We start from the raw sequence: 25,245 nt of genomic DNA, 5'->3' as shown, positions 1-25,245 counted from the left end.
CGACAACAGCCGTCGGCATACGCCGCGATGAACGATCAGTCCAGCACCATCACCGCATCGATTTCGACCTGCGCGGCTTTCGGCAACCCGGAAACCTCGATCGTGGAGCGCGCGGGATACGGCGTCTGGAAGTACTCGGCCATCACCGCATTGACCGTAGCGAAATTCGCCAGATCGGTCACATAGATGCCGACGCGTACGATTTGAGCCAGAGAACCGCCCGCTGCGCTCGCCACCGCTGTGAGGTTGTCGAACACCCGCCGCGTCTGTGCCGCGATGTCGCCATCGACCAGCGCTCCAGTGGCAGGATCGAGCGGAATCTGACCGGAGAAGTACACCGTATTGCCGGCACGCACGGCCTGCGAATACGGACCGATAGCGGCAGGCGCAAGCTCAGTAGCGATGATGCTGCGGGACATGGGGAACCTCGCGAGATTGAAAACGCGAGTGTAAAGCTTAGAGGCGAATAGCGACGGCGCAAGTTCGCAAAGATGTAGCGACTTTCTCGCTACTCGCCTTACAAAGGATAACGATGCGCGCCGCTGATCACGCCGGTGCGCCGCACACGGCGGATCACTTCGGCCAGATGCTTGCGGCTCTTCACTTCCATCGAGAACAGCAGCGTTGCCGCAGCGGCATCGCGCTCGACGTATTCCACGTTGTCGATGTTCGAATCCGCCGCTGCGATCGCCGCCGCCACGGTCGCCAGCACGCCGGGACGGTTGATGACTTCGATGCGTAACTGCGCGCGAAAATCACCCTGTACGCCACGATCCCACTCGATCGGCACGTAGCGTTCGGGCGACTTGCGCAGCTCGATCACGTTGGGGCATTCCTCACGGTGTACCACGATGCCCTTGCCCGACGACAGATAACCAACGATGTCATCACCAGGCAGCGGATGGCAGCAATTGGCGAAACTCAGAACGCCGCGCTCGGCACCGGTGATACGAATTTTTTCGTGCACACGCTTGGAGGCCTGTGGCGCGCCGTCGGCACGCTCACCACGCAGCGCAAGCAACTGACCGGCAACCACATCGGGCATGCGGTTACCCAGCGCAATATCGGATAGCAATTCTTCCAGCCGATTGAATTTGGACGCTTCGAGAAACAGATCCAGCACCGCCGTTGGCACGCCATCCAGGCTGCTGCCCTGCGCGCCCAGCGCGCGATCGAGCATGCGATGGCCAAAGTCCACCGCATCTTCGTGCTGAAGATTTTTCAGATACTGACGAATCGCGGTGCGCGCCTTGCTGGTAACGACAGACTCCAGCCACCCCGGATTCGGCATCGCTGATGGCGCGGTGATGATTTCCACCAGTTGCCCCGATGCCAGTCGCGTGCGCAATGGCAGCAGCTTCTTGTCGACCCGCGCTGCCACCGCGTGGTCGCCGACATCGGTATGCACCGCGTAGGCGAAGTCCAGCGCCGTGGCGTTCCGTGGCAGTGAAAGAATGTCGCCACGTGGTGTGAAAAGGTAAACCTCGTCCGGAAACAGATCGATCTTTACCGCTTCGATAAATTCCGCCGACGACGACGTGTTAGCCGAGCTGTCAGCCAGTGAGGAGAGCCACTCGCGCGCGCGCGCCTGCGCGCTGTTGGCCGGACCGCTGTCGGTTTTATAAGCCCAGTGTGCTGCCACACCCCGCTCGGCTACCGAGTCCATTTCGGCCGTGCGTATCTGAACTTCAATTGGGGCGCCAAACGGGCCAAGCAGAACGGTGTGCAATGACTGGTAGCCGTTCGCTTTGGGAATCGCGATGAAATCCTTGAAGCGTCGATCGACCGGTTTATACAAAGCATGCGCGGCGCCAAGTGCCATATAGCAACTCATCGCACTGTCAACGATCACGCGAAAACCGTAGACGTCCATCAACTGGGCGAAGCTCTTGTGCTCGTCGTGCATCTTGGAATAGATGCTCCACGGCGACTTGATCCGCCCCACCACCGTACTCTGCATATGCTCGGTGCTGAGCCGGCTTGTCAGAGCGGTCTCGATCTTGCCCATCGCTTCACGGCGATTACCGATGGCAGCGCGGATGCGCTCGCTGATCACACGATAGCGATCCGGATAAAGCGCGCGAAAGCCCAGGTCCTGCAGTTCCGCCTTGAACTTGTTCATGCCCAGGCGCTGTGCAATGGGCGCGTAGATTTCCAGCGTCTCGCGGGCAATGCGGCGACGCGAAGCAGCGTCTTTGGCACCCAGCGTTCGCATGTTGTGCAGACGGTCGGCCAGCTTGATCAGGATCACACGCAGATCCCGTGCCATGGCGAGAAGCATCTTGCGGAAACTCTCCGCATCGGCTTCCTGCCGGGTACCGAACTGCATCTTGTCCAGCTTGGTGACGCCGTCGACCAGTTCGGCGACCACTTCACCAAATTCAGCAGACAGGGCTTCACGGCTCAGCTCGGTGTCTTCCAGCGTGTCATGCAGGATCGCAGCGATAACCGTTTCAGCGTCCAGACCGAGCTCAGCCAGAATGCCGGCCACTGCCACGGGATGAGTGATGTACGGTTCGCCGCTTTTGCGCTCCTGCCCGGCATGCGCGTCGGCGCCAACCTGGAATGCGCGAATCACCTTGGCGATTTGCACGTCGGATAAATAAGCGACGCGCTCTTTGAGAGCCAGCACATAGGGTGGCAACACGGACATGTCGACCGGACCGGGGTGCGTGGCCGCTGTCATGGAAGCCGGCGCCAGCTCAGGCGCCCACCTCGACATCAAAGGAATAACCGGCTACGAATGACTTGATGGTGGCTGCACGCGCGTGACCGGCAGCACTAGAAAAAACAGTGCGGAAGGCTCGCTGTCGACAGCCGGCATCCATCAGTCATCGCCACCTTTGGACAGGTCGTCGTCAACCTCGGCAGCAGCCCACTCCAGCGCCTCGCGCTCGGCGCGCTCACGCTCGGCCGTGTCGATCTGGTCGATCATGGTCTGGTCAATACGGCGCTCGGCGATCTCGCGCAGGGCCAGCACAGTCGGCTTGTCCTGTTCGGGATTGACGGCAGGCTCGGCGCCCTTTTCCAGCTGGCGCGCGCGCTTGGTAGCCATAAGCACCAGCTCGAAACGGTTGTTGACCACCTCGAGGCAGTCTTCAACGGTGATACGTGCCATGCGAAATCCTCAAAAAATAAATGACTTATATGGCTGAGTAGTGTAGCCAGCGGGCGCTTTGCTGGCAATGTGGCCAGCGCGTATGATGGCCGGCTGCCCTACACACAGGCTTGATGACACTGAAAGCACACTGAAAGCCGTGCAAGATATAAAACTAGTCAGTACAATTATGTCACCCCTCCCTGCACGCGAACGATCAGCACCGATGCCCCCCATGCCCCGATCCATGTCCTTGAGCCGCTGGTTGCTTTTGCTTGCGATCGTGCTGCTGGCCGGTTGCGCCACCATCGCGCCGCCGCGCACCGATGATCCGCTCGAGAAGTACAACCGCAAGGTATACAAATTCAACGACACACTGGACAAGGCGATTATTCGTCCGGTAGCTGTTGGCTACCGCGACGTGACGAATGCGCCGGTGCGAACGTCGGTGAACAACTTTTTCACCACGATTCGCATGCCGATCACCGTGGTGAACGATCTGCTACAAGCTCGCCCGAAGCAAGCGGTGCAGAGCACCGGTCGCATGGTGGTGAATCTGACCATTGGATTCGTTGGCTTGTTTGATCCAGCCAGCCAGTTCGGCATCCCGCTCGAAACCAACGATTTCGGCATCACGTTGGCGCGCTGGGGACTGCCGGAGGGCGACTATCTCATGTTGCCACTGTTCGGTCCGAGTACGGCTCGTGATATCTGGCGCATACCTGTAGACAGCTATTTCCTGGATCCGCTCAGCTATTACGCGCAGAACAATCACGATCATGGCTTGCAGTATCTGCCGCAGGTCATCTATCTGGTCAATCTTCGCGCGCGTGCCATCGATGCGGAGAATTTCCTCAACTCGGCTTACGACCCGTACGTATTCCTTCGCGACGCGTATCGTCAGCAGCGCATTTACGACATTTACGACGGCAATCCGCCGGACAGCGTTATCCAGCATATGCAGGGACTCGACGACAAGAATTTTGACCCTGACGAACTGCTGGATCAGCAGCACAAATGGGAAAACAGCCATCCTGGCCAGACGAATGAAGGCAGCAAGCAATAGCACGTTTGATCCGAGACATATGATCAAGCGACATGAAAAAGGGGCCAACGGCCCCTTTTTTATTGGCGAAAATCATGCTGACTAATCGATCAACCGATCGACCTCGGACACCTTGGCCAGTGCCTGCATACCGCTGGGCATATGTATGACCTTGAGCGACCGACCTTGCCGGGCAGCCTCAGCCATGACCGCGACCAGGCAGGAAAGCCCGGCGCTGTCCGCGTGCTTCACGCCGGCCAGATCAAGTTGCGCGATCGAGCGATCCGATAACGCAGATTCGATCGCCTGCATGGCGGCGGTCGCCGTGTTGAAGTTGAGCAGACCAGTGACGCCGAGAACACCCGGCGTACTGGTGACGAGCTCAAATCCGGGTTCGGTGATGATCGCTGTCACTGCCCGCCCTTGCTGTCCTTTGCCATCGCATCGAGCGCGCTGCCACCCTTGGATTCAAGGTTGGTAATCAGGGCATCGATACTACTCTTGCGGATTTCGGCATCCACCTGATTGCGATAGTTGGTGACATAGGAAATGCCCTCGATGATCACGTCATAGGCTTTCCAGTCGCCCGAGCGGCTCTTGCGGAAAGCGTAATCAATAGAGACCAGCTTGCCGTCATCCATCGTTACCTGCGTGCGAACCACGGTGCGCTTGTCGTTGAGGTCACCGCTGAACGGCAGCACCTTGACGCGGCCACGCGTGTAGTCGAGCAGACCTTCGGCGTAGCGATGAGTAATCGAGTTGTAGAACGCCTTGGCAAAACGCTCGCGCTGCGCCGGCGTTGCCTCACGGGCATGCTGACCCAGCACCAGGATCGACGCGTAGTCGATATCGAAATGCGGCAGCAGCACCTCGTCGATGATGCTGATCAGCTTGTCCTGATTCTGCTTCAGCTCGTCACGATGACCGTCGATGGCACTGGCCAGCTGATCGGCAATCGACTGGATGATCTGTTCGGGCGTCTGCTGGGAAGCAGGGGCCGCCGCCGGCGCCGGATCCTGGGCGAACGACGGAGTGGCGACGATGGTGCCCATAGCGATAGCGGTGGCAAGAGCCAGTCTGCGCAACATGGAGAACTCCTTGGACATGACCGGCTACTGTTTGCCGGTGGGGGTAGGGGAAGACGGTTTGTCGGATGACGATTTACCCGGCGACGTGCCATTGCCGGCATTTTTCTGATCGCTTGACGAACCATTGACCAGGAATTTGCCGATTAAATCCTCCAGTTGCATGGCGGACTGCGTCAGCACCATCTCATCACCATTCTTGAGTGCGTCAGGTGAACCACCCGGTTGTATGGCGACGAATTGCGCGCCGATCAAGCCGCTGGTGAATACCGCCGCCGACGAATCATCGGGAATCTGGTTGTAGCGGTTGTCGATGGCCAGGGTAACCTTGGCGTCGAGCTTCACCGGATCGGCAACCACCGATTGCACGCTGCCGATCGGCACACCGGCCATCTTCACCGCCGCACCGGCTGAGAGCGTGCCGACATTGGTGAAGTCTGCCGTCACCGTGTAGGTACCGCCAAGATTGTCGGCCATACCGCCCGCACCGAAGAACTTGCCCAGCATGTCTTCCAGTTGCTCTGCCGGTTTGGTAAGCGCCAGCGTGCCACCCTCGGCAACCGTTTTCTTGGAGGTACCGTAGACAATGCCGACGTACTGATCGCCCAGCAGACCGCTGGTGAAGATCGTCGCCACCGAGTCCAGCGGAATCTTGTCGTAGTTCTTGTCGATCGCCAGCTTCACATCGGCCACTTCGGCACCCGGCTGCAGTGTGATCGACTGCACCTGGCCAATGCGCACGCCGGCAATCTTCACCGGCGCGCGCTCTTTCAGCTGGCCGATATTGGCGAAGTGCGTATCGACGGTGTAGCTGGAACCCTGATGGACATTGGCCACCGACGTCGTCTGGGTGGCCAGATACACCAGCGCGGCAAAACCCAGCACGATGAACAGGCCGGTGCCGACGGCATAGGAATTTCTCGGTTGGCTCACGGCACGATCCTCGATAGGCGTTGGGGAGATAAGTACTGGAACATGGCGGAAGGGTTCATGGCGACGATCTCGTCAACGCGTTCACATCAGGAACGCCGTGAGCACAAAATCCAGCGCCAGAATGGCGATCGACGAGGCAACCACCGTTCGCGTAGTGGCATAGGCCACGCCTTCGCTGGTCGGTGGCGTGGTGAATCCCTGATAGACCGCGATCAGCGAAACCACGGCACCGAACGCCAGGCTTTTCAGCAGCACACCATTGACGATGTCGGTGTGCAGATCCACTACAGCGGTCATGTTCGACCAGAACGTGCCGTTATCGATGCCAAGCCATGTCACGCCGACCAGATGGCCGCCCAGCACCGACATGGCGCAGAACACACAGCACAGCAGCGGCATCGCAATCAGCCCGGCCAGAAAGCGCGGCGTCGCCACGTAGGCAATCGGATCGACCGCCATCATCTCCATCGCATCGATCTGGTCCGTGGCACGCATCAGCCCGATTTCGGCGGTAATCGAGGTGCCGGCGCGGCCGGCAAACAGCAGCGCCGTCACCACCGGCCCCAATTCGCGATACACCGATAGCGCGACCACCATGCCGCTGGCCGAGGTGCCGCCGAAAATCGACAGCACGTGATACAGCTGCAGCATCAGTACCATGCCGACGAACAGGCCGCAGACCATGATGATGGTCAGGCTCATCGCACCGACGAACCACAGTTGGCGAAGTGTTTCACGCACGTAGCGGAAGCTGCGCGGAATCGCCGCCAACAGGGTCAGCAGAAACAGACCGCAGTTGCCGATTTGCGCCAGTGATCCGGTCAGCACGTTACTGCTCTGTACGGGGCGCACACTCATTTCGCGGCTCCAGAAAAGCCCAGCGCCTGCCCATAATCACCCGCCGGATACTGGAACGGCACCGGACCATCCGCCCCACCACCGAAAAACTGGCGCGTCCACGCCGAGCCATCGTTGGCGATGGTTTTCGGATCGCCCTGCGCCACCACCTTGCCGTTGGCGATAAGGAACACGTGATCGGCCACTTGCTTTACCGCCTCGATTTCGTGCGCGACTAGCACGCTGGTAATCCCAAGCGTCTCGTTGAGCGTACGGATCAATTTCAGCACCTGATTCAAGGCCACCGGGTCGAGCCCGACAAACGGTTCGTCATAGAGAATCAGCATCGGATCGAAGACGATGGCCCGCGCCAGCGCGACGCGGCGCGCCATGCCGCCGGACAGTTCGTTCGGCATCAGCTCCGCTGCACCGCGTAAACCCACTGCCTGCAGCTTCAGCAGCACCACGTTGCGCAGCAGCACTTCCGGCAGCTTGGTGTGCTGGCGCAGCGGAAAGGCGACGTTCTCGAACACGCTGAAATCAGTCAGCAATGCTGAATTCTGGAACAGGTAGCCAATACCCTCGCGGAGCTTGTACAGCTCCTCGCGTGACAGCTCCGGCACATTCTTGCCCCCGACCAGAATCTGGCCGGCGTCGGGCCGCATCTGACCGGTGATGTGCTTGAGCAGGGTGGTTTTTCCGGTGCCGCTGGGACCCATGATGGCGGTGACCTTGCCCCGCGGGATATCGAGTTCAAGCTTGTCGAAAATGGTCTTGCCGTTAAGCACCGTCGTCAGGCCACGAACCCGCACCAGGGTGCTGTCGTCAGGCGCGGCTCGAACGGGTTCGGTCATGGGGATCATCAGATGCGTTAAAGAGGGTACAAGTTACCGGAAGCCTCGCCCTAGCGCCACGCCAAGCCACCCACACGGCAGGCGGGTATTCAGACCACGACGTTTGAATCTGGACCGACGATGAGTGACCATGGACCACGAAAAGCGAGGGAATGCTGCATGCGAACGATTGATGCCGAACATTACGTCATGTACGTGCGACTGCGGCGTGCCTTCGTTCGATCAGTACCCATTCGCCCTGCCCGTGTTGCGCGACTTTACGGCGCTTGAGCTACATCCCTCAGTCACCTTTCTGGTCGGCGAGAACGGCAGCGGCAAATCCACGCTGATGGAGGCCATCGCCACAGCCTGGGGCTTCAATCCGGAAGATGACACAAAAAACTTTCGCTTTGCCACGTGCGCCTCGCATTCGGATCTGCATGAATACCTGCTGCTGACAAAAACTTTTCGACGGCCGAAGGACGGATTTTTCCTTCGCGCCGAAAGCTTCTTCAACGTGGCCACGGAAATTGATTCGCTGGGCGCGGTTCAATCCTACGGCGGCCGCTCGCTGCACGAACAATCCCACGGCGAGTCGTTCTTGTCGCTGATGATGCACCGCTTCGGCGGCCAGGGCTCACCTGCTCGACGAGCCCGAAGCTGCGCTTTCGCCGGGACGTCAACTGGCGATGTTGCGACGAGTACATGAACTGGTGTAGGACCGTTCGCAATTCATCGTCGCCACGCATTCACCGATTTTGCTCAGCTACCCCGATGCATGGATTTATCAGATCGGCGAACAAGGGCTGGAACGTGTGGACTACAAGCAGACGGAGCATTTCGAACTCACCCGCAGGTTTCTCAACCATCCCGAGCGCTACCTGCAGACCCTGCTCGACTGAGCTTTCAGGAATCGGCCGCAAGCAGTTCCGTGATCAGTGCCTCGTGGCGCCGCCATTGCAACGCGCTGCGCTGACGAACCGCCTGCACGATCGCCTGCAGATCATTCAATGCATCCGCAAAGACATTGTTGATCAGGATGTAGTCGAACTCGTGCGCATGGGCAATTTCACCGCGCGAGTTGTGCAAGCGACGCTCGATTACTTCGGCACTGTCCAAGCCGCGGCCGCGCAGTCGGCGTTCCAGTTCGGCCCGTGACGGTGGCAAAATGAAAATACCCACGCAGTCGGGCTTGCTGCGACGAATCTGCTCAGCGCCCTGCCAATCGATCTCCAGCAGCACGTCATGCCCTTCGCTCAACAGCGACTGCACCGTGGTGCGCGATGTACCGTAAAGATTGCCGTGAACTTCGGCATGCTCAAGAAAGATGCCCTCGGCGATTTCGCGCTCGAACTCAGCGCGTTCAACGAAAAAATAGTGGCGGCCGTATTGCTCGCCCTGCCGTGGGGGGCGCGTGGTGTGCGATACCGACAGCGAAATCGCCGGCTCGCGCTCCAGCAGTGCGTTGACCAGACTCGACTTGCCCGCACCCGACGGTGCGGCAACCACGAACAGGGTGGCGTTGTCAGACATCGCCGTCATGCGATGTCCTGCGCCCGGCCTAGTACCATCCATGCGAGCGACAAGTTGTCCCAGGCAAGACTCCCTCGCGGCAGAGTCGCGGCATATGTCAGGTTGCAACCGGGTTGAGTGCTGATTTTCATCGCCGCAGTATAGCGACTGAGCCAGCCCATTCGGTCCGCCGGGTCGGCATCGATCCAGCGCGTTGACGTGAGCCGCATCCATTCTTCGCCAGCACCAGCACGGTCGGCGTGTTCGGTTTTCTGGGCATCGACTGGTAGTGCCGCGATTTTTCGTAACGCCCAGCACTTTCTCGAACTGCATTGCGCTCAAATTGAAATTTATTGAGTAGCGCAGTGTTTTCATGGCACCGGATGGCCATCATTCGCTACAACTCTGAGCAAGCAACATACGTTCCGAATCAATAAATTTAAACTGTGACTCACTCCAAGAATAATTTGTTATGGCGATATATGTGGTGCGAAACGTCGCCTGTAATAGAAGTTTAAAATTTATTAACAACGCATTATTTTGCGATTCATCGTAAAATAATGCTTTCTTGCCCGCATTACCTGGAAACCCTTACAGGTGAATATTTCCTATTGAGCATGATGCCAGTGCATTTTAGTATCAGGAATCTGAATTTGTACATTTTCTAGTTGAATTATATTTTTAATTATTTTTAATCAGGTTTGATTGGCATCCTTTCATTTTTAATGGGAGTAACAAAATGGGAGCAATAAATATGCAATCGAAATCCAAGTCCGGCACGCGTTACATGATTCAGCTCGCGATTATGGCGAGTCTCGTGGGTGCGATTGGAACCTCAGCCGCTGTTTTTGCCGCTCCGACTGACAATGAAGCGGTTTTTACCGCACCGCCTGTCAGCGCTGCCGAAGCTCAGGCACAAGAATCCTGGCGTGCGGACATGGCACGTCATGGCGCGCCTGCCGAAGGCTGTTACAGCGCCTCTTACCCCAGCATTCTCTGGAAAAAAGCAACGTGCGTCGCCGCACCGGCGAAATATCGGTCGAAGGTTCCCTCACGTAGTGGAAGCGTATTCGGTGATTCAACGAATACAAAGTCACAAGCGGCAGGTCGTGCCCAAACCGTCGGCAATGGCGAAGATTACGTTGTTCAAGGCCCGGGGTTGCTGAGCGGAACAGTCGGAAGTTTCCCGACAGTATCCGGGGTGACGAGCGAAACGGGCACGGATGGCTCGAATGACTATACGCTTCAGCTCAACACGAACTTCAATGGCACTACGTCTACGTGCAAAAGCTACTCGTATTGCACAGTCTGGCAACAGTTCATTTATGAGTCGGACGTTAGCTCGGGTTACGTATTCATTCAATACTGGCTTTTTAGCTACGGCAGCAGCACTAGGAGTGGCGGTACCTGTCCGAGCGGGTGGAACGATGCCGGAGCGGACCCGGACGGCATCGGCGAAGACTGCTACGTAAACAGCAGCGCCATATCGGCGCCTGCAGTAGCAGCTAGCCAACTGGCGAATGTGAAGCTTTCTGGCTCGGTTGTGTCAGGAGGCAACGATACGACGGTATTCACCAATGGCACCACCGCATACACCTTGACCACCAAGGACAGCAAGGTCAATATCGCAGCCGTCTGGAACCAGTCGGAATTCAATATCGTCGGTGACGGTGGCGGATCAGCGGCGACCTTCAATACAGGCTCGACGATAACGGTGAAAGATGCCGTCACTGACGGCAGCACGAGCGCGCCAACATGCGTTGGACCATCCGATGCGGGCTTCACCGGCGAAACCAATAATTTGACCTTGACCGGCAGCTGCACCGCCACGGGCGCATCATCGCCCTATATTCAGTTTACCGAATCGAACTGAGTCTTTTCGGTCGCTTTCTATGGATAGCGACCGTGCAGGGAGGCCGAGGGGAAAAATCCCCTCGGCCAAGACCCGCGTCGGTTCGCGACAAGACATCACGGCGACGCTCGAATCAGACGCCAACCTTACTTATCCAGTGGCGGATTACCACATGCGTCTGGACGAATGATTCTGCACCGGACAAGAAAAGGCTCATCGAATAGCCATCTCGGGATCCCGGCGCGATGAATTAGACGAGCCTTCTTAGGCATCATTCGATGTTCTGCACCTGTTCGCGCATCTGCTCAATCAGCACCTTCAGCTCGACTGCCGCATTGGTGCTGCGCGCATCGACCGATTTGGAACCCAGCGTGTTCGCCTCGCGGTTGAACTCCTGCATCAGGAAATCCAGTCGGCGACCGACCGGTTCCTTCAACCCAAGCACACGGCGGGTTTCGCCGATATGCGTGCTGAGCCGGTCCAGCTCCTCGTCCACATCGGTGCGGGTGATCTGCATGACCAGCTCCTGCTCCAGCCGACCCGGCTCGATCGGCTGCTTGATGTCGGCCAGCCGACCTTCAAGCCGTGTACGCAGGGCGGCGCGGATTTCCGGCATCCAGGTACGCACATCGGCAACGACGCGTTCGATGCCGTCGAGCTTCTCGCGCAGGATCTCGCCCAGTTTCTCGCCTTCACGTTCGCGCGTGGCGGTGAGCACGTCGAGTGCGCGATCAAGCACCTCGAACAGCGCCGCCTGCTGCGCTTCCGGGTCGATCTCGGCCTGCTGCATCACACCGGGAAAGCGCAATAAGTCGGTGAGTTCCACCTGCAGGTTCGGGAAGCGCGCCTGCATGTCCAGCGCCAGCTCGGCGAGCTTCGTCACCAGCGCGCCGTTGATCTGTAGCGTGTCGCCGCGTGCTTCGTTGCCGCGCACGCGCACGGTGATGTCGAGCTTGCCGCGCGACAGCTTGGCCGCGATCCGCTCGCGCAACAGCGACTCGAAACTGCGCAATTCGTCAGGCAGACGCGGACTCAGCTCCAGATACCGATGGTTGACCGTACGCAGCTCGCAGCTGAGGGTGCCTGCGGGGCCGGCGGCTTCGGCGCTGGCATAGGCCGTCATGCTGCGGATCATGGGGAGTCATCCAAACGTGGGAAACAGGACGCAATGGTAAACTCTCCGACCCCGCCTTGCTTGATCCGGCGATCTCAGCGAACAACCCCATGAATTCCGTTACCCGCCCCAGCGGCCGCGCCAGCGACCAGCTGCGCAGCATCACCATTGAACGTCATTACACCCGCCACGCCGAAGGTTCGGTACTGGTGAGCTTCGGCGATACGCGCGTCCTGTGCACCGCCAGCATCGAGGATCGCGTGCCAGCCTGGCTGCGTGGCAAGGGCGAAGGCTGGGTTACCGCCGAATACGGCATGCTGCCGCGCGCCACCAACACCCGCATGCAGCGTGAAGCCGCGCGCGGCGGCCAGGGCGGCCGGACCATGGAAATCCAGCGACTGATCGGCCGCAGCCTGCGTGCCTGCATCAATCGTCAGGCGCTGGGCGAGCGTGTCATCACGCTGGACTGCGACGTAATCCAGGCCGACGGTGGCACGCGTACCGCGGCGATTACCGGTGCCTACGTGGCACTCGTCGATGCGATCAATCACCTGATGAAGCGTGAAAACCTCAAGCGCAATCCGATCGTCGGTGCTGTCGCAGCGATCTCAGTCGGTATCTACAAGGGCTTGCCAGTGCTCGATCTGGACTACGCCGAAGATTCCAACTGCGATACCGACATGAATGTGGTGATGAACGACGGCGGCGGTTTCATCGAAGTCCAGGGCACGGCCGAAGGCCACGCGTTCCGTCGCGATGAAATGGACGCGCTACTGGCGTTGGCCGAGAAAGGCATTGGTGAACTGGTCCTGGCGCAGCGCGCTGCATTGGCGCAAGGCTGACTTGCCATGGGGCGCATCGTTCTTGCCAGCAGCAACCGCGGCAAGCTCGCCGAATTCGGCGAGCTGTTCGCCGACAGCGGTTTTGAAGTGATTACCCAGGGCAGCCTCGGCGTCGAAGACGCCGAGGAAACCGGCCTGACCTTCGTCGAGAATGCCTTGTTGAAGGCACGCAATGCCGCGAGCGCCACCGGCCTGCCGGCGCTGGCCGATGACTCCGGTCTGTGCGTCGACTACCTGCACAACGCACCGGGCCTGTATTCGGCCCGCTACAGTGGCGGCCACGGCGACGACGCGGCGAACAACCTGAAACTGCTGCGCGAACTCGATGGCGTGCCGACGGAGCAACGCGGTGCATTCTTCATTTGCGTGCTTGCGCTGCTGCAGCATGCCGACGACCCGGCACCGCTGATCGCCGAAGCACGCTGGCACGGGCGCATCCTCGATGCACCACGCGGCACGAATGGTTTTGGTTACAACCCGCTATTCCTGCCCGATGGCCAAACCGCCAGCGTGGCTGAACTCGATACCGTGACGAAGAATCGGCTCAGTCATCGCGGCCAGGCACTGGCAAAACTGCACGCGCGACTGATCGAGCTGCACGCCTCGGCATGAGCCTGCTTGCACCACCACTGTCGCTCTACATACACATGCCGTGGTGCGTGAAGAAGTGCCCATACTGCGATTTCAACTCACATGGCCTACGCAGCGAGCCGCCGCCCTACGCCGATTACATCGATCACCTGCTCGCCGATCTCGATGCCGACCGCACCGATTTTGCCGCGGCGCTCGAAGGCCGCTCCATTATCAGCATTTTCTTCGGCGGTGGCACACCGAGCCTGTTTGCACCGGAACTGATCGAGCGCCTGCTCGACGGCGTGCGTGAACGCCTGCCGCTGGCAGACGACGCCGAGATCACGCTGGAGACGAATCCTGGCACGGTCGAACATGGCCGTTTCGATGGCTATCTCGCTGCGGGCATCAATCGCATTTCGTTCGGCGTCCAGAGTTTCGACGACGATAAGCTGAAGCGACTGGGCCGCATCCATTCCGCCAGCGAGGCCGAGGTTGCGGTGAAATCGGCGCAAGATGCAGGCTACCGCAACATCAACCTCGATCTGATGTATGCGCTGCCGCAACAACAGCTCGATGGCGCACTTGCCGATGTCGCGCGAGCTGTTGCCCTGCAGCCGACACACATCTCGCACTACCAGCTCACCCTCGAGCCCAACACCGCTTTCGCCGCCAATCCGCCGCCGCTACCGGATGACGATCATGCGTGGGCGATGCAGGAAGCTTGCGAGCAGGCGTTGGCGGTAGCCGGCTACGGCCAGTACGAAATTTCCGCCTACGCACAGCCCGACCGGCGCTGTGCGCACAACCTCAACTACTGGCGTTTTGGCGATTACCTGGGCATCGGCGCTGGTGCACACGGCAAGATCAGCGACGCGGCCAATGGCCAGGTCCACCGTCGCTGGAAATCCCGCCTGCCGAAGGCCTATATGGATGCGGGTGGCAGCCCGGCGCGAATCGGCGGCGACAGCGTGGTCAGCGCGGCCGAGCTGCCGTTCGAGTACATGCTGAACGCGCTGCGGCTGGTAGACGGCGTGCCGTCCGAAGATTTCACGGCACGTACCGGACTGATGCCAGAGACGATTGCGCGAGCACTGACCGCCGGCCGCCAGCGGGGTTGGCTGATGGACGACCCGCAAAAGCTGCACACCACCCCACTTGGCCAGCGCTTTCTGAACGACGTGATCGCCAGTTTTATGGACTGATACGGAACCTTGAGCTGCACGGCCTTTACACGATTATCCGGTAGCGTGTCTGTGACAAGCAGCATAAACTCACAAGGATTGGGGATGGGGCGAGTTCATCATGGATGTCGAGCAGAATCGACGCCGTCGGTTCGAGGCGTACCAATCATTTCGTCTGAAAGACGGACGCTGGCCTGCGCGCGCGCAACGGCTGCTTGAAGCCTCTTATGCGCTTTGCGTGGAAGGCTTGCAGGAGCCGCTGCATCAATGTCTGAGTGACTTCGAGCAGAAGCTGTTCAAGCAGGCCGAAAGCGCAAAACTGCCCAAGCAACAGCAGGATTTCCTGACCAGCCGGCTGCGCATGGTACACGGCCGCGTGGCCTTCGAAGAACGGTTCCTGCTGGAACTCGCCGAAGCCTTCAACGACATCGACAAAGCTGCTGTCAAAGTTGACGCATCTGCCAGCCCAAGATCACGACTGTCGCTGCAACTGCTCGATCAGGCCGAGCAGGAAATGGTGATGTCGATCGAGCGTCTTGGCGCGCGCGGCGAAATGCGCCACAACGGCGTGCTTTACGAACTGGGCTACCGACTGGCCGTATTGATTGGCGCGCCACCGCTGGACGGCCACTCGCTGCCGCTCGGCCCTTACGTATTGACCCGTGCCATTCACGCCGCCAGCGTGGCGCTCGAACTGCCGCTGGAGCACCACTTGCTGCTGATGCAAAGTGTCGAGGAGCAGCTGATCCAATTGCTCGCGCCGGTCTATGACGCCGTCAACGCAAAGCTGCTCGATGACGGCATTCTGCCGGAGCTGCGCAGCATCCCGGTTCCACGACAGATCAACACACGACCCAACGTTGCCGCGCCAGAGGAGGTCACCGCAGCATCGACGGTAAAGACACGTCAGACAGCCGCATCGGGCGCAGCGCCCGGTGACTCCATCGAGGTACTCGAATCTCTGCGTGATCTGCTGACCCAGCGACGCACCACCAGCGCTGCGACAGACGACCAACCGCCTGGCCGTGCCGCCAGTGCCGATGAATTGCAGATCGCGTTGAGCGCCCTGCAACAGCATCTGTTCAAAGTCACCGATCAGGCCAGCCGTGAGCTGCGCAGCGCCCAGCGATTGCGCGAAGAATTGCTCACTCAGCTCAACATGGGCAAGCCCAGCGATGCGCCGCGAACTCAGCTCAGCATCGAACAAGGCGACACGGTGGATCTTGTCGCCATGCTGTTCGAACAGCTTGGCCAACAAATGCTGGGCGGCGAAAATAATGCGCACGCTCTGCTCGGCAATATGCAACTACCCGTCACGCGTATTGCCGTAGCGGATCCCGCATTCTTTGAACAACGCGAACATCCCGCGCGCAAACTGCTCGATACGGTTACCGCCGCCGCGCACGACTGGCTCGATGGCAGCGACGACGAAAGCGGCCGGCCGCTGGCGGCGAAGCTCGACCAGCTGGTGACCCGCGCCAATCAGGAACCGCCGACGGCGGGCCTTTATACGAGCCTGCTCGCCGATATCGAACATCACCTGTCCCTGTTGACACGCAAAGCACAAACTGCCGAAAACCGACATCTGGAAGCCGCCAGGGGTCGCGAGCGGCTGGATCAGGCACGCCAGCGAGCCAGTGAATACATGGCCGAACGCTTTGCGCAAACGCCACCGCGCGGCCTGCTGCGAGCCCTGCTCGATCGCGCCTGGTCCGACGTGTTGGCGCTGACGCTGCTGCGTCATGGCGAGCAAAGCGGCGCCTTCCAAGCCCAGCTGGCGATCACCGATCAATTACTCGGCCGTTTACCCATAGGGGATCGCGACCGACTGCAAGTCGATGTGGAAGTCGGACTGCAGCAGATCGGCATGCACGCCGGGGAAGCGGTGCAGGTAGCACGGCGATTGCTTGGGCTGGATGACCCGGACTCCAACGTGGACTTGCCCAGCACCACCGACCTTGCGCTGCGCCTCAAACAGCATCAGCGGCTGGGCGAAACCGCCAGCCAGGACTCGACCATTCCCGAACTCCCGCAGGAGGCGACTGTCGATCCGCGCGAGCTGGCGGTTCAGCAGCATCTGCATGAGTTACCGTTTGGCAGCTGGTTCGAGTTCACCGATCTCGCCAGCAAACAGAAGGTGCATCGCAAACTGGCCTGGCATTCGCCGATATCCGGTCGCTGCCTGCTGGTCACCCGGCGCGGCCAGCGTGGCGAGGAGATGAATATCGCTCAACTCGCCCACGAAATCGTTGCCGGTCGCGTCAGCGAAGTACCGCTGCAGCGTGAAGGCATACTCGATCGTGCCTGGCGGAGTCTCACCGGCAACCTGCGCCAGCCGAACACCTCGGGACATAGCCGCCGACCGGAGTCCGACAGCCGATGAACTTGCGAGACCACTCTGGCGAAAAGCGCCGCATCGAACGCAAACGCGTTCCCTTCCCTGCGCAGGTGACCGATGTCATCAGCGGCCGGATGATCGGTTACGTAGGCAATCTCTCCAGCAACGGCATGCTGCTGATCAGCGCGCAGACCCCGCGCAGCGAAGCGCTCTTTCAGATCAGGCTACCGCTGCCCGAACCAGGCCAGGAGCTAGGCGCCTCATCGCTGATCGAGGTTGGCATCCAGGAGCAATGGCATGATCACGCAGCCAGTCCCGGTCAGGTCTGGGCCGGCTATCGGATCGTCGCCATCAGCGATACCGACGCCGAGCGGTTGCACAGCTGGCTCGATAAAAACTGACCGCCAGCTGGCGGCTGGGTCCAAGGCACGCAATCGTGCGCGCCTTCTTTATGGCCGTATGATTGGCCTTTTCCGCCACTGAGGCGTTGTCCGGCGTCCCGATCACGCCGCGCGAAGTGGCCCACACGCCGCCGCTCATCCGCAGGAATATGCATGCCCGCTTCAAGCCTCGCCTCGCTTTATCCAGACCATCTGAACACGCTGCGCGAACGCGCCGACAAGGCGCTCGCACTCGCCGATTTCGACCATCTGCTGATTGCTGCCGGCATGCCGCTGCGCAAGTTTCTGGACGATCAGGATCAACCGTTCGTCGCCAGCCCACACTTCAAGCACTGGCTGCCGCTGACCGACGCGCCGGGTAGCTGGATCGTCTACACGCCAGGCAGCAAGCCGAAACTGATCTTTCTGCAGCCACGCGATTACTGGCACGTGGTACCAGATGTCCCGCAGGGTTACTGGATCGAGTATTTCGATATCGTCATCGTGCGCACTGCTGCCGAAGCGGTCGCGCAATTACCGAGCGGCCAGCGTGCAGTCATCGCTGCCGGCTACGCGGCGATGGATAGTGTCGAGGCGAATAATCCGCAAGTCCTGCTCGATTATCTGCACTGGTACCGCAGCTACAAGACACCGTACGAGCTTGAGCTGATGCGTGAAGCCAGTCGCCTTGGCACGCGTGCGCACCATGCCGCCGAGCAGGCCTTCCGCGCCGGCGAGAGCGAATTCGGCATCCATATGGCCTACCTCGCGGCAGCACGCCAGAACGATGCCGAGTTGCCCTACGCCAGCATCGTCGCGCTCAACGAACATGGCGCGGTATTGCACTACACGAACTTTGATCGCACGCCGCCAGCACAAAGCCGCTCGTTCCTGATCGACGCCGGTGCCAGTGCCGCCGGTTATGCCAGCGACATCACCCGTACCTATGCCGGCGCAAATGTCAGCGAATTCCAGGCGCTGATCGACAGCGTCGACGCGGCTCAGCAGGGCTTCGTTGCCAAGGTGCGCGCCGGCCAGAGTTATCCCGAGCTGCACATCCATGCACACCACATGCTGGCCGAGGTGCTGCGCGAGCACGGTTTTATTCGAATGAGCGCCGAGAGCGCCGTCACCTCGGGCGTCACTAGCGCGTTTCTACCGCACGGCCTGGGTCACCCGATCGGCCTGCAGGTTCACGATGTAGCCGGCTTCCAGCAGAATGAACGTGGCGGCACGATTAGCCGTCCAGACGGCCATCCATACCTGCGCATGACTCGCGCACTTGAGCCGAGCATGGTAGTCACCATTGAACCGGGACTGTACTTCATCGACATGCTGCTGGCCGAACTGCGCGACAAGCCAGTATCAGCCGACATTAACTGGGCCAGGGTCGATGCCTTCCGCCAGTATGGCGGTATTCGCATCGAAGACGACGTGGTGTGCACCGACGGCGTGCCGGAAAACCTCACGCGGGACGCGTTTGCTCGGCTAAGCTGATATTTCATCGCAAGCGTCGATACTCTGTGTCGCCATGCCGACGCAGAGCTTCGTCGGCGACGACGACACCCCTGCGGCTTTCAGCCACACTTCCCGTGCACGGACGAGCGCCCGCCTGCGCTGTACGCCCGAGATCGACAAGTGCATCACATGCCGGTCCTTGGCCCGAGCGAAATGAGGCTGATAGTTTTACGCCGATCGGCGTAATCTGACGGCAGGTGCTCGCAAGGGGTCCTGCCGTTTGAACGTGTCTCCATCCAGCTTCTCGCACCACGCATCACGACGGCCGTTGCGTCGCCTGGCCCTTGAGCTGGTGCTTGTCATCTTCGCCAAGATCGCCTTTCTGATGCTGATCTGGTGGCTGCTGTTTGCACCCCACCCCAAACCCGATGCAAGCGCCGATGCGATCGCTCGTCGGCTAGCACCATCCTCAGCTCATCCGGAAACGCATCCATGATCATCGATACCGATGTCGTCACGCTGTCGCGTCTGCAGTTCGCGATGACCGCGCTATACCACTTTTTGTTTGTGCCTTTGACGCTGGGACTGGTCTGGATGCTGGCGGTGATGGAAGCGGTCTACGTAATGACCGGGCGCGAGGTATGGAAGCGCATGGTGCAGTTCTGGGGGGTGCTGTTCGGCATCAATTTCGCGATGGGTGTGGCCACCGGCGTCACCATGGAATTCCAGTTCGGCATGAACTGGGCGTACTACTCGCATTACGTCGGCGACATCTTCGGCGCACCACTGGCGATCGAGGGGCTGATGGCGTTCTTCCTGGAGGGCACCCTGGTTGGCGTGTTCTTCATGGGCTGGGATCGCATCTCGCGGGTCAAGCATCTGCTGGTGACCTGCTTTCTTGCCTTGGCTACGAGCCTGTCGGCCGTGTGGATCCTGATCGCCAATGCGTGGATGCAGCATCCGGTGGGCGCGGCGTTCAACGCACAGACCATGCGCATGGAAGTCACCTCGTTCAGCGATGTGGTGTTCAATCCGGTGGCGCAGGCCAAGTTCGTGCACACGGTGAGCGGTGGCTATGTGCTGGGCTCGATGTTCGTGCTGTCGATCAGCGCGTGGTATCTGCTGCGCGGGCGCAATGTGGATTTCGCCAAACGCTCGATGACGGTGGCAGCCAGCTTCGGTCTGGCGGCGGCACTATCGGTGGTGGTGTTGGGCGATACCTCCGGTTACACCGTGTCGCAGAACCAGAAGATGAAACTGGCCGCGATTGAGGCGATGTGGCACACCGAACCGGCACCCGCGCCGTTCACCCTGTTCGGCCTGCCCGACGTGCAGGAACGCACCACGCATCTGGCGGTGAGAATTCCCTGGGTGATGGGCCTGATCGGCACGCACTCCACCGACGAGACTATGCCCGGCATCGCCGAACTGGTGGACACCGCCAAGGGCCGCATCGGCGAAGGCGTGAAGGCCTACGACGCCATGTTGATGCTGCGCCAGGACAAGAACAACACGCAGGCCCAGGCGACACTGGCGGCGCATGATCAGGACATGGGCTACGCCCTGCTGCTCAAGCGCTACGTGGACGATCCGCGCAAGGCGACACCGGCGGATATCCAGAAAGCCGCCGACAGCACGATACCCAACGTACCCGTGCTGTTCTGGGCGTTCCGCATCATGGTCGGCTGCGGCATCTATTTCATCGCGCTGTTTGCCCTGGCGTTCTGGAAAGCGAGCAAGCGCGAACTCACTAAGCACCGCTGGTTTCTGAAACTCGCACTATGGAGCCTGCCGCTGCCGTGGCTGGCGATCGAAATGGGCTGGATCGTGGCCGAGTATGGCCGCCAACCATGGGCGATCGAGGGTGTGCTGCCGACAGCGCTTGGCGTGTCGTCAGTAAGCTCGGGTCAGGTGCTCACCTCGATCGGTGGCTTCGTGCTGTTCTATACCGCGCTGGCCATCGTCGACGTGTGGCTGATGCTGAAATTCACCCGCAAGGGACCGGATGGCCTGGGTATCTGGCCACACAACGGCACCATCGCTACCGCTGGTCACTGAGGATTTCGCCATGTTCGACTACGCTACGTTGCGCGTGATCTGGTGGGCCCTGCTCGGCACACTCTTCATCGGTTTCGCCATCATGGACGGCTTCGATTTCGGGGTCGCCGGCCTGTTGAAAGTGCTCGGTCGAAACAATGAGGAACGGCTGGTGCTGATCGAAGGCATCGAAGCAACCTGGGAGGGCAACCAGGTCTGGTTCATCCTCGCCGGCGGCGCCACCTTCGCCGCATGGCCGATGCTTTATGCGGTGTCGTTTTCCGGCATGTATCTGGCCATTTTCCTGGTGCTGCTGGGTTTCATCCTGCGCCCGGTCGGCTTCAACTTTCGCGGCAAGGTGCACGACCCGCGCTGGGCCAGCCTGTGGGACTGGGTGCTGGTCGCATCGGGCGTGGTGGTGATGCTGATTTCCGGCGTCGCCTTCGGCAACCTGTTTCTTGGTCTGCCGTTCCGTTTCGACGACGACTTGCGCATGACCTGGCAGGGCGGCCTGTTCGATCTGCTGCATCCGTTTGCTCTGCTCGCCGGGCTGGTATCGCTGAGCATGCTGCTGGCCCATGGTGCCTGCTGGGCCGCACTGAAAGCCGATGAAGTGCTTGCGGCACGCGCGGTGAAAATGGCGCGCTGGCTGACGCTGATCTACGCGGTGCTGTATGTCACGGCCGGCATCTGGCTGGGCTACCGCATTCCGGGCTACGCCATCAGTGGTGCCGCGCTCGTCGAAGGCGTTTCCAACCCGTTGTTCAAGCAGGTGGCACTGGGTGGCACGTGGTTCGCCAGCTACCTGCAGTACCCACTGTTCTGGATCGCACCCGCACTGGCGTTTGCCTCGGCCATCGGCGTGCAGCTGCTGGTCGGCCGACGCAGCGTGGCGGGCTTTATCGCCAGCAGCCTGATGGTGGGTAGCACCATCGCTTCGGCAGGTTTTGCGCTGTTTCCGTTTCTGATGCCGTCCAGCCTCGACCCACGCTCCAGCCTCACCGTGTGGGACGCCTCGTCCAGTCACGGCACGCTGTCACTGATGCTGGGAGCAACGGCGCTGTTTCTGCCGATCGTCATCATCTACACCAGCTGGGTCTATCGCGTGATGCGCGGCCGCGTCACATTGGCACAGATACGCGCGGCGCACGGCGGCTATTGAACGCTGCCTCCCCCATCCAATCACCGGAGATTGAACAACATGTGGTATTTCGCCTGGATACTCGGACTCGGCCTGGCCTGCGCCTTCGCCATCCTCAACGCGATGTGGTTCGAGGTGAACGCCAGCGATGAAGCCAATCGCCTGCGCGACGATTACCAGTTACCGGATGAGTTGAGCTGACGACCGCGAAAACTCAGCGCGCCGCCAGCAGGGCCTCGATCGCCTCGGCCTCTTTTGGCATGCGTTCGGTCAGCACTTCGTTGCCATCGCGTGTCACCGCCACATCGTCCTCGATGCGAATACCGATGCCACGCCAGCGCTCGGCGACCGAGCGATCATCCGGCGGTATGTAGAGGCCGGGTTCGACAGTGAGCACCATGTCAGGCTCCAGCACGCGCGATTCGCCGCCGACGCGATAGTCGCCGACATCGTGCACGTCCATGCCCAGCCAGTGGCCGGTCTTGGCCGGAAAGAATCGCTTGTAGCTCTCGTCGGCAATCGCCGCATCGGCGCTGCCCTTGAGCAGGCCCAGCTCGCACAGGCCTTCGGCCAGTACGCGAACAGCAGCAACGTGCGGTGCATTAAACGGATGGCCAGGGCGAACTTCGTCGATCGCGGCCAGCTGCGCCGCCAGTACGACTTCATACAGCGCGCGCTGCTCGCGGCTGTAGCGGCCACCGATCGGAAACGTGCGGCTGATATCGGATGCATAGCAATCCAGTTCGGCGCCCGCATCGATCAGCAGCAGCTCGCCATCGCGCAGCGCTGCGCGGTTGCTCTGGTAATGCATCACGCAGGCGTTGACGCCGCTGGCGACAGTCGGCGCGAAAGCCGATACCGCGCCGCGACTGCGCATCACACTGAGCAGCTCGGCCTCGACTTCGTATTCGCGCCGACCGGACACGGCGATCTGCAGCGCAGCCAGATGCGCGTCCACCGCGATCGAAGCCGATGCCCGCATCAGCTTCAATTCCGCGCGCGATTTGTACAGACGCAAATCGTGCAGCAGATGCCCAAGCGCCACGAACTCCTTCGGTACCACGCCACCACCGCGAAGCTGGCGCAGTCGGCGCATCCAGCCCAGCAGGCGCGCATCGAATTCCGGCTCGCTGCCGAAATGGCAGTAGACGCGCGCACGGCCCTCGATCATGCCGGGCAGGATGTCGTCGATGTCCTCGATCGGAAAGGCGTCGTCCATGCCGAATTCGGCCACCGCGCGATCCGTGCCGATCGACTCGCCGTGCCAACGCTCGTGTGTCGGATCGCGCTCGCGACAAAACAGCACCGCCTCGCCATGTTGACGACCGGGCAGCAAGGCCAGCACCGCCTCGGGCTCGGGAAAGCCGGTCAGATAATGAAAATCCGAATCCTGCCGGTATGGCCACGCCGCGTCCGCATTGCGCATGCGTTCGGGCGCCGCGGCCACCAGCATCACAGCATCGTCGCCGGCCATCTGCATCAGCTGGCGGCGACGGCTGGCGAACTCTTCAGGTGTAATCGCGAGCGAGGCCAGACTCACACCACCAGCACCGAAGCCGGCCGATCCAATGGCAGCGAGTTTTGGTGCGCTTGGCTTCAATGCAAGGTGCCGCTGACCGATTTGCCGTGCGCGGTGCATTCGGTATGCAACAGCATGGCGCCGATGCGCACGAACTCCTGCACTTCGATCAGCGCGTCCTCGTCTTCGTCCTCGTTGCCGAAGTCGAACGACGAAGCGGCAATGGTGCCCAGGTCGCGCAACACTTCCTGTGCCTCGTCGGACAGCTGCGCGTGCGCGCTGGTGCCGGCCAGACCGAAGCCGCCGAGAAAACCGCGGCACCAGTCGACCATCGCCTCGGCGCGTTCGGTCAACGGACGGTCGTCCGCCGGCAGCAGCGGCTCGAAGCCCAACTCGGGATCGGCCAGTTCGGTTTCGCACTGCCTGGCCAGTCTATCCAGCAGCGCCTGATCGTCGGCCGAGGGGTGCGTGGCCTCGCCATCGAGCTGCAGTGCGGACAGCACCGCGACCTTGCCCAGCAACCCGCCACCGGCCAGATAGCCGCACAGCGAACCGTGCAATTCGCTGGCCTCGGTGCCCAGCCGCAGGCTGATGGTCAGCGTGTCGAGTTCGTCGTAACCAACCAGTTCGGTATCCGCCATGGCGGTGCTCCATCAAAGAATACCTGTCAGTTTAATGCAGGCGCCGCCCGCCAACGGATTCCTGCTGTTAGGCACGCTGTCTGGCGCCAATTTCCAGCAAGCCTCCTGCTATAGTTTCGACCATGAGCACACCCGATCCCGTCCGTTCCGACCCTGTCCGCGAGGAGTTGGCCGCACTGAGCCAGCAGCTTGATCGGCTGCTGGAAACGGTGCGCCGCCTGCACGAGGAAAACCGCAGCCTGCGCCACAGCCAGGAGCAGTTGTCCGGCGAGCGTGCCGGCCTGCTGGCGCGCAACGAGCAGGCGCGCGGCCGGGTCGAGGCGATGATCCAGCGACTGAAGTCGCTGGAGAGCAACGGTTGAGTGTGTCTGGAGCAATGGGGATTGAGAGCAGCTTATGAGCACTGAACCGGTCGCACTGCGACTGATTGACCGCGAATTCCTGATTGCCTGCGAACCGGAAGAGCGCGAGGGCCTGATCGAGGCGGCCAGCTTTCTCGATCGCAAGATGCGCGAACTGCGCGCCAACGCCAAAGCACCCAGCTTCGAGCGACTGGCCGTGCTCACCGCCGTCAGCGTCGCGCACGAATTTTTGCTGTTGCGCAAGCAGCACGACGGCCAGGAACAGCGGCTCAGCAATGGCCTGGCTGCCCTGCGCAGCAAGCTGGATGCAGCGCTGGAATTCGACGGATTGAAGCGCTGATCGCGAATCGCTTGCATCAGGGTCTGTACACCCGATCGCTCGCCCGACACGACCGGTGCCGGATGCATCAATATCTCGCCGGATAATGAACCCGGCCAGTCCGAACTCGGTGGCACATTCCTCGG

At 60.6% G+C, this 25,245-nt stretch carries 28 protein-coding genes; 16 read left to right on the top strand and 12 right to left on the bottom strand.

Going from position 1 to position 25,245, the window contains the following annotated elements; genetic code table 11:
- Positions 1-35: 35 nt before the first annotated feature.
- The 3 genes from HDE80_RS09490 to rpoZ form a co-directional block, all read right to left on the bottom strand.
- The gene (locus tag HDE80_RS09490; protein ID WP_184600551.1) at positions 36-419 is read right to left on the bottom strand and encodes a RidA family protein; all 384 of its coding nucleotides are present in this window, start codon (positions 417-419) and stop codon (positions 36-38) included.
- Between the two features lie 98 nt (positions 420-517).
- Positions 518-2,686, bottom strand: coding sequence for a bifunctional (p)ppGpp synthetase/guanosine-3',5'-bis(diphosphate) 3'-pyrophosphohydrolase (locus tag HDE80_RS09485; RefSeq protein WP_184600550.1), 2,169 nt, complete (start codon positions 2,684-2,686; stop codon positions 518-520).
- 141 nt (positions 2,687-2,827) lie between these two features.
- A complete protein-coding gene (rpoZ, locus tag HDE80_RS09480) occupies positions 2,828-3,118 on the bottom strand; it encodes a DNA-directed RNA polymerase subunit omega (protein ID WP_184600549.1) in 291 nt (96 codons plus the stop codon).
- A 214-nt stretch (positions 3,119-3,332) separates the two neighbouring features.
- On the opposite strand from rpoZ, the gene HDE80_RS09475 reads away from it, so the two are divergent.
- The gene (locus HDE80_RS09475) at positions 3,333-4,163 is read left to right on the top strand and encodes a VacJ family lipoprotein (RefSeq protein WP_255483665.1); all 831 of its coding nucleotides are present in this window, start codon (positions 3,333-3,335) and stop codon (positions 4,161-4,163) included.
- 81 nt (positions 4,164-4,244) lie between these two features.
- Here HDE80_RS09475 and HDE80_RS09470 read toward each other — a convergent pair whose 3' ends face one another.
- The 5 genes from HDE80_RS09470 to HDE80_RS09450 all read right to left on the bottom strand — a co-directional run bounded on the left by HDE80_RS09470 (position 4,245) and on the right by HDE80_RS09450 (position 7,851).
- Positions 4,245-4,556, bottom strand: a complete 312-nt coding sequence (locus HDE80_RS09470) for an STAS domain-containing protein (protein ID WP_345776434.1) — start codon at positions 4,554-4,556, stop codon at positions 4,245-4,247.
- Positions 4,553-5,230, bottom strand: a complete 678-nt coding sequence (locus HDE80_RS09465) for an ABC transporter substrate-binding protein (protein WP_184670246.1) — start codon at positions 5,228-5,230, stop codon at positions 4,553-4,555. Before HDE80_RS09465 ends, HDE80_RS09470 begins: the two co-directional genes overlap by 4 nt.
- A gap of 24 nt (positions 5,231-5,254) precedes the next feature.
- A complete protein-coding gene (gene mlaD / locus HDE80_RS09460) occupies positions 5,255-6,160 on the bottom strand; it encodes an outer membrane lipid asymmetry maintenance protein MlaD (protein WP_184670244.1) in 906 nt (301 codons plus the stop codon).
- An 81-nt stretch (positions 6,161-6,241) separates the two neighbouring features.
- A complete protein-coding gene (mlaE, locus tag HDE80_RS09455) occupies positions 6,242-7,018 on the bottom strand; it encodes a lipid asymmetry maintenance ABC transporter permease subunit MlaE (RefSeq protein ID WP_184670242.1) in 777 nt (258 codons plus the stop codon).
- Positions 7,015-7,851, bottom strand: a complete 837-nt coding sequence (locus HDE80_RS09450; RefSeq protein ID WP_184670240.1) for an ATP-binding cassette domain-containing protein — start codon at positions 7,849-7,851, stop codon at positions 7,015-7,017. The genes mlaE and HDE80_RS09450 overlap by 4 nt, the downstream gene beginning before the upstream one ends.
- 328 nt (positions 7,852-8,179) lie before the next feature.
- On the opposite strand from HDE80_RS09450, the gene HDE80_RS09445 reads away from it, so the two are divergent.
- Positions 8,180-8,539: a hypothetical protein gene (locus HDE80_RS09445; RefSeq protein WP_345776433.1), complete on the top strand. Its 360-nt coding sequence runs from the start codon at positions 8,180-8,182 to the stop codon at positions 8,537-8,539.
- Positions 8,540-8,588: 49 nt separating this feature from the next.
- On the top strand, positions 8,589-8,732 hold the full coding sequence (locus HDE80_RS22030; protein WP_221437502.1) for a hypothetical protein: 144 nt from the start codon (positions 8,589-8,591) through the stop codon (positions 8,730-8,732).
- A gap of 4 nt (positions 8,733-8,736) precedes the next feature.
- Here HDE80_RS22030 and gmk read toward each other — a convergent pair whose 3' ends face one another.
- Positions 8,737-9,363: a guanylate kinase gene (gene gmk, locus HDE80_RS09440; protein ID WP_184670753.1), complete on the bottom strand. Its 627-nt coding sequence runs from the start codon at positions 9,361-9,363 to the stop codon at positions 8,737-8,739.
- A gap of 733 nt (positions 9,364-10,096) precedes the next feature.
- Between gmk and HDE80_RS09435 the strand changes: the two genes are divergently transcribed.
- Complete coding sequence (locus tag HDE80_RS09435; RefSeq protein ID WP_221437501.1) at positions 10,097-11,215, top strand: hypothetical protein; 1,119 nt, start codon at positions 10,097-10,099, stop codon at positions 11,213-11,215.
- 250 nt (positions 11,216-11,465) lie between these two features.
- On the opposite strand, the gene HDE80_RS09430 is transcribed toward HDE80_RS09435, so the two are convergent.
- Positions 11,466-12,329, bottom strand: coding sequence for a YicC/YloC family endoribonuclease (locus tag HDE80_RS09430; RefSeq protein ID WP_184670238.1), 864 nt, complete (start codon positions 12,327-12,329; stop codon positions 11,466-11,468).
- Between the two features lie 89 nt (positions 12,330-12,418).
- Between HDE80_RS09430 and rph the strand changes: the two genes are divergently transcribed.
- The 10 genes from rph (at position 12,419) to cydX (ending at position 22,459) form a co-directional block, all read left to right on the top strand.
- Positions 12,419-13,150 carry a ribonuclease PH gene (gene rph, locus HDE80_RS09425; RefSeq protein WP_184670236.1) on the top strand — a complete coding sequence of 244 codons (732 nt, stop codon included), beginning with the start codon at positions 12,419-12,421 and terminating at the stop codon, positions 13,148-13,150.
- Positions 13,151-13,156: 6 nt separating this feature from the next.
- A complete protein-coding gene (gene rdgB, locus HDE80_RS09420) occupies positions 13,157-13,762 on the top strand; it encodes an RdgB/HAM1 family non-canonical purine NTP pyrophosphatase (protein ID WP_184670234.1) in 606 nt (201 codons plus the stop codon).
- Complete coding sequence (hemW, locus tag HDE80_RS09415) at positions 13,759-14,925, top strand: radical SAM family heme chaperone HemW (RefSeq protein WP_184670232.1); 1,167 nt, start codon at positions 13,759-13,761, stop codon at positions 14,923-14,925. Before rdgB ends, hemW begins: the two co-directional genes overlap by 4 nt.
- Positions 14,926-15,025: 100 nt before the next feature.
- A complete protein-coding gene (locus HDE80_RS09410; RefSeq protein WP_184670230.1) occupies positions 15,026-17,287 on the top strand; it encodes a DUF1631 family protein in 2,262 nt (753 codons plus the stop codon).
- Positions 17,284-17,643 (top strand): PilZ domain-containing protein, encoded by a 360-nt coding sequence (locus HDE80_RS09405; RefSeq protein WP_184600537.1) that lies wholly within the window; start codon positions 17,284-17,286, stop codon positions 17,641-17,643. Before HDE80_RS09410 ends, HDE80_RS09405 begins: the two co-directional genes overlap by 4 nt.
- Before the next feature lie 153 nt (positions 17,644-17,796).
- Positions 17,797-19,119 (top strand): Xaa-Pro dipeptidase, encoded by a 1,323-nt coding sequence (pepQ, locus tag HDE80_RS09400; protein ID WP_184670228.1) that lies wholly within the window; start codon positions 17,797-17,799, stop codon positions 19,117-19,119.
- Between the two features lie 247 nt (positions 19,120-19,366).
- Positions 19,367-19,576, top strand: coding sequence for a cytochrome oxidase putative small subunit CydP (cydP, locus tag HDE80_RS22355; RefSeq protein WP_345776440.1), 210 nt, complete (start codon positions 19,367-19,369; stop codon positions 19,574-19,576).
- Positions 19,573-21,138 (top strand): cytochrome ubiquinol oxidase subunit I, encoded by a 1,566-nt coding sequence (locus HDE80_RS09395; RefSeq protein ID WP_184670226.1) that lies wholly within the window; start codon positions 19,573-19,575, stop codon positions 21,136-21,138. Before cydP ends, HDE80_RS09395 begins: the two co-directional genes overlap by 4 nt.
- Positions 21,139-21,148: 10 nt before the next feature.
- Complete coding sequence (gene cydB, locus HDE80_RS09390) at positions 21,149-22,279, top strand: cytochrome d ubiquinol oxidase subunit II (RefSeq protein WP_184670224.1); 1,131 nt, start codon at positions 21,149-21,151, stop codon at positions 22,277-22,279.
- A 39-nt stretch (positions 22,280-22,318) separates the two neighbouring features.
- Entirely contained in the window at positions 22,319-22,459 is a 141-nt protein-coding gene (gene cydX / locus HDE80_RS09385; RefSeq protein ID WP_184600533.1) for a cytochrome bd-I oxidase subunit CydX, read from the top strand.
- A gap of 13 nt (positions 22,460-22,472) precedes the next feature.
- Here the strand turns inward: cydX and HDE80_RS09380 are convergent, their stop codons facing one another.
- On the bottom strand, positions 22,473-23,858 hold the full coding sequence (locus HDE80_RS09380; protein WP_255483663.1) for an aminopeptidase P N-terminal domain-containing protein: 1,386 nt from the start codon (positions 23,856-23,858) through the stop codon (positions 22,473-22,475).
- Positions 23,855-24,418, bottom strand: a complete 564-nt coding sequence (locus tag HDE80_RS09375) for a UPF0149 family protein (protein ID WP_184670220.1) — start codon at positions 24,416-24,418, stop codon at positions 23,855-23,857. The genes HDE80_RS09380 and HDE80_RS09375 overlap by 4 nt, the downstream gene beginning before the upstream one ends.
- Positions 24,419-24,540: 122 nt before the next feature.
- Here HDE80_RS09375 and HDE80_RS09370 point away from each other — a divergent pair, with 122 nt between their 5' ends.
- Both HDE80_RS09370 and HDE80_RS09365 read left to right on the top strand, forming a co-directional pair.
- Positions 24,541-24,780 (top strand): TIGR02449 family protein, encoded by a 240-nt coding sequence (locus HDE80_RS09370; RefSeq protein WP_184600530.1) that lies wholly within the window; start codon positions 24,541-24,543, stop codon positions 24,778-24,780.
- Between the two features lie 34 nt (positions 24,781-24,814).
- Positions 24,815-25,120, top strand: coding sequence for a cell division protein ZapA (locus HDE80_RS09365; protein WP_184600529.1), 306 nt, complete (start codon positions 24,815-24,817; stop codon positions 25,118-25,120).
- Positions 25,121-25,245: the final 125 nt, after the last annotated feature.

The organism is Rhodanobacter sp. A1T4 (genome assembly GCF_014207185.1).
Lineage (GTDB): Bacteria > Pseudomonadota > Gammaproteobacteria > Xanthomonadales > Rhodanobacteraceae > Rhodanobacter.
The sequence above is the reverse complement of the archived record's forward strand: the minus strand, read 5'-3'. Positions and strand labels throughout refer to the sequence as shown.

Coding starts and splice junctions, on each gene's coding strand:
- rdgB (WP_184670234.1), top strand. CDS start 13,157: ATGGGGCGCATCGTTCTTGCCAGCAGCAACCGCGGCAAGCTCGCCGAA.
- HDE80_RS09490 (WP_184600551.1), bottom strand. CDS start 419: ATGTCCCGCAGCATCATCGCTACTGAGCTTGCGCCTGCCGCTATCGGT.
- rpoZ (WP_184600549.1), bottom strand. CDS start 3,118: ATGGCACGTATCACCGTTGAAGACTGCCTCGAGGTGGTCAACAACCGT.
- HDE80_RS09445 (WP_345776433.1), top strand. CDS start 8,180: ATGGAGGCCATCGCCACAGCCTGGGGCTTCAATCCGGAAGATGACACA.
- cydB (WP_184670224.1), top strand. CDS start 21,149: ATGTTCGACTACGCTACGTTGCGCGTGATCTGGTGGGCCCTGCTCGGC.
- HDE80_RS09405 (WP_184600537.1), top strand. CDS start 17,284: ATGAACTTGCGAGACCACTCTGGCGAAAAGCGCCGCATCGAACGCAAA.
- gmk (WP_184670753.1), bottom strand. CDS start 9,363: ATGTCTGACAACGCCACCCTGTTCGTGGTTGCCGCACCGTCGGGTGCG.
- HDE80_RS09370 (WP_184600530.1), top strand. CDS start 24,541: ATGAGCACACCCGATCCCGTCCGTTCCGACCCTGTCCGCGAGGAGTTG.
- HDE80_RS09485 (WP_184600550.1), bottom strand. CDS start 2,686: ATGACAGCGGCCACGCACCCCGGTCCGGTCGACATGTCCGTGTTGCCA.
- HDE80_RS09375 (WP_184670220.1), bottom strand. CDS start 24,418: ATGGCGGATACCGAACTGGTTGGTTACGACGAACTCGACACGCTGACC.
- HDE80_RS09435 (WP_221437501.1), top strand. CDS start 10,097: ATGCAATCGAAATCCAAGTCCGGCACGCGTTACATGATTCAGCTCGCG.
- HDE80_RS09410 (WP_184670230.1), top strand. CDS start 15,026: ATGGATGTCGAGCAGAATCGACGCCGTCGGTTCGAGGCGTACCAATCA.
- HDE80_RS09475 (WP_255483665.1), top strand. CDS start 3,333: ATGCCCCGATCCATGTCCTTGAGCCGCTGGTTGCTTTTGCTTGCGATC.
- HDE80_RS09430 (WP_184670238.1), bottom strand. CDS start 12,329: ATGATCCGCAGCATGACGGCCTATGCCAGCGCCGAAGCCGCCGGCCCC.
- HDE80_RS09450 (WP_184670240.1), bottom strand. CDS start 7,851: ATGACCGAACCCGTTCGAGCCGCGCCTGACGACAGCACCCTGGTGCGG.
- cydX (WP_184600533.1), top strand. CDS start 22,319: ATGTGGTATTTCGCCTGGATACTCGGACTCGGCCTGGCCTGCGCCTTC.
- HDE80_RS09465 (WP_184670246.1), bottom strand. CDS start 5,230: ATGTTGCGCAGACTGGCTCTTGCCACCGCTATCGCTATGGGCACCATC.
- hemW (WP_184670232.1), top strand. CDS start 13,759: ATGAGCCTGCTTGCACCACCACTGTCGCTCTACATACACATGCCGTGG.
- HDE80_RS09365 (WP_184600529.1), top strand. CDS start 24,815: ATGAGCACTGAACCGGTCGCACTGCGACTGATTGACCGCGAATTCCTG.
- HDE80_RS09395 (WP_184670226.1), top strand. CDS start 19,573: ATGATCATCGATACCGATGTCGTCACGCTGTCGCGTCTGCAGTTCGCG.
- rph (WP_184670236.1), top strand. CDS start 12,419: ATGAATTCCGTTACCCGCCCCAGCGGCCGCGCCAGCGACCAGCTGCGC.
- mlaE (WP_184670242.1), bottom strand. CDS start 7,018: ATGAGTGTGCGCCCCGTACAGAGCAGTAACGTGCTGACCGGATCACTG.
- pepQ (WP_184670228.1), top strand. CDS start 17,797: ATGCCCGCTTCAAGCCTCGCCTCGCTTTATCCAGACCATCTGAACACG.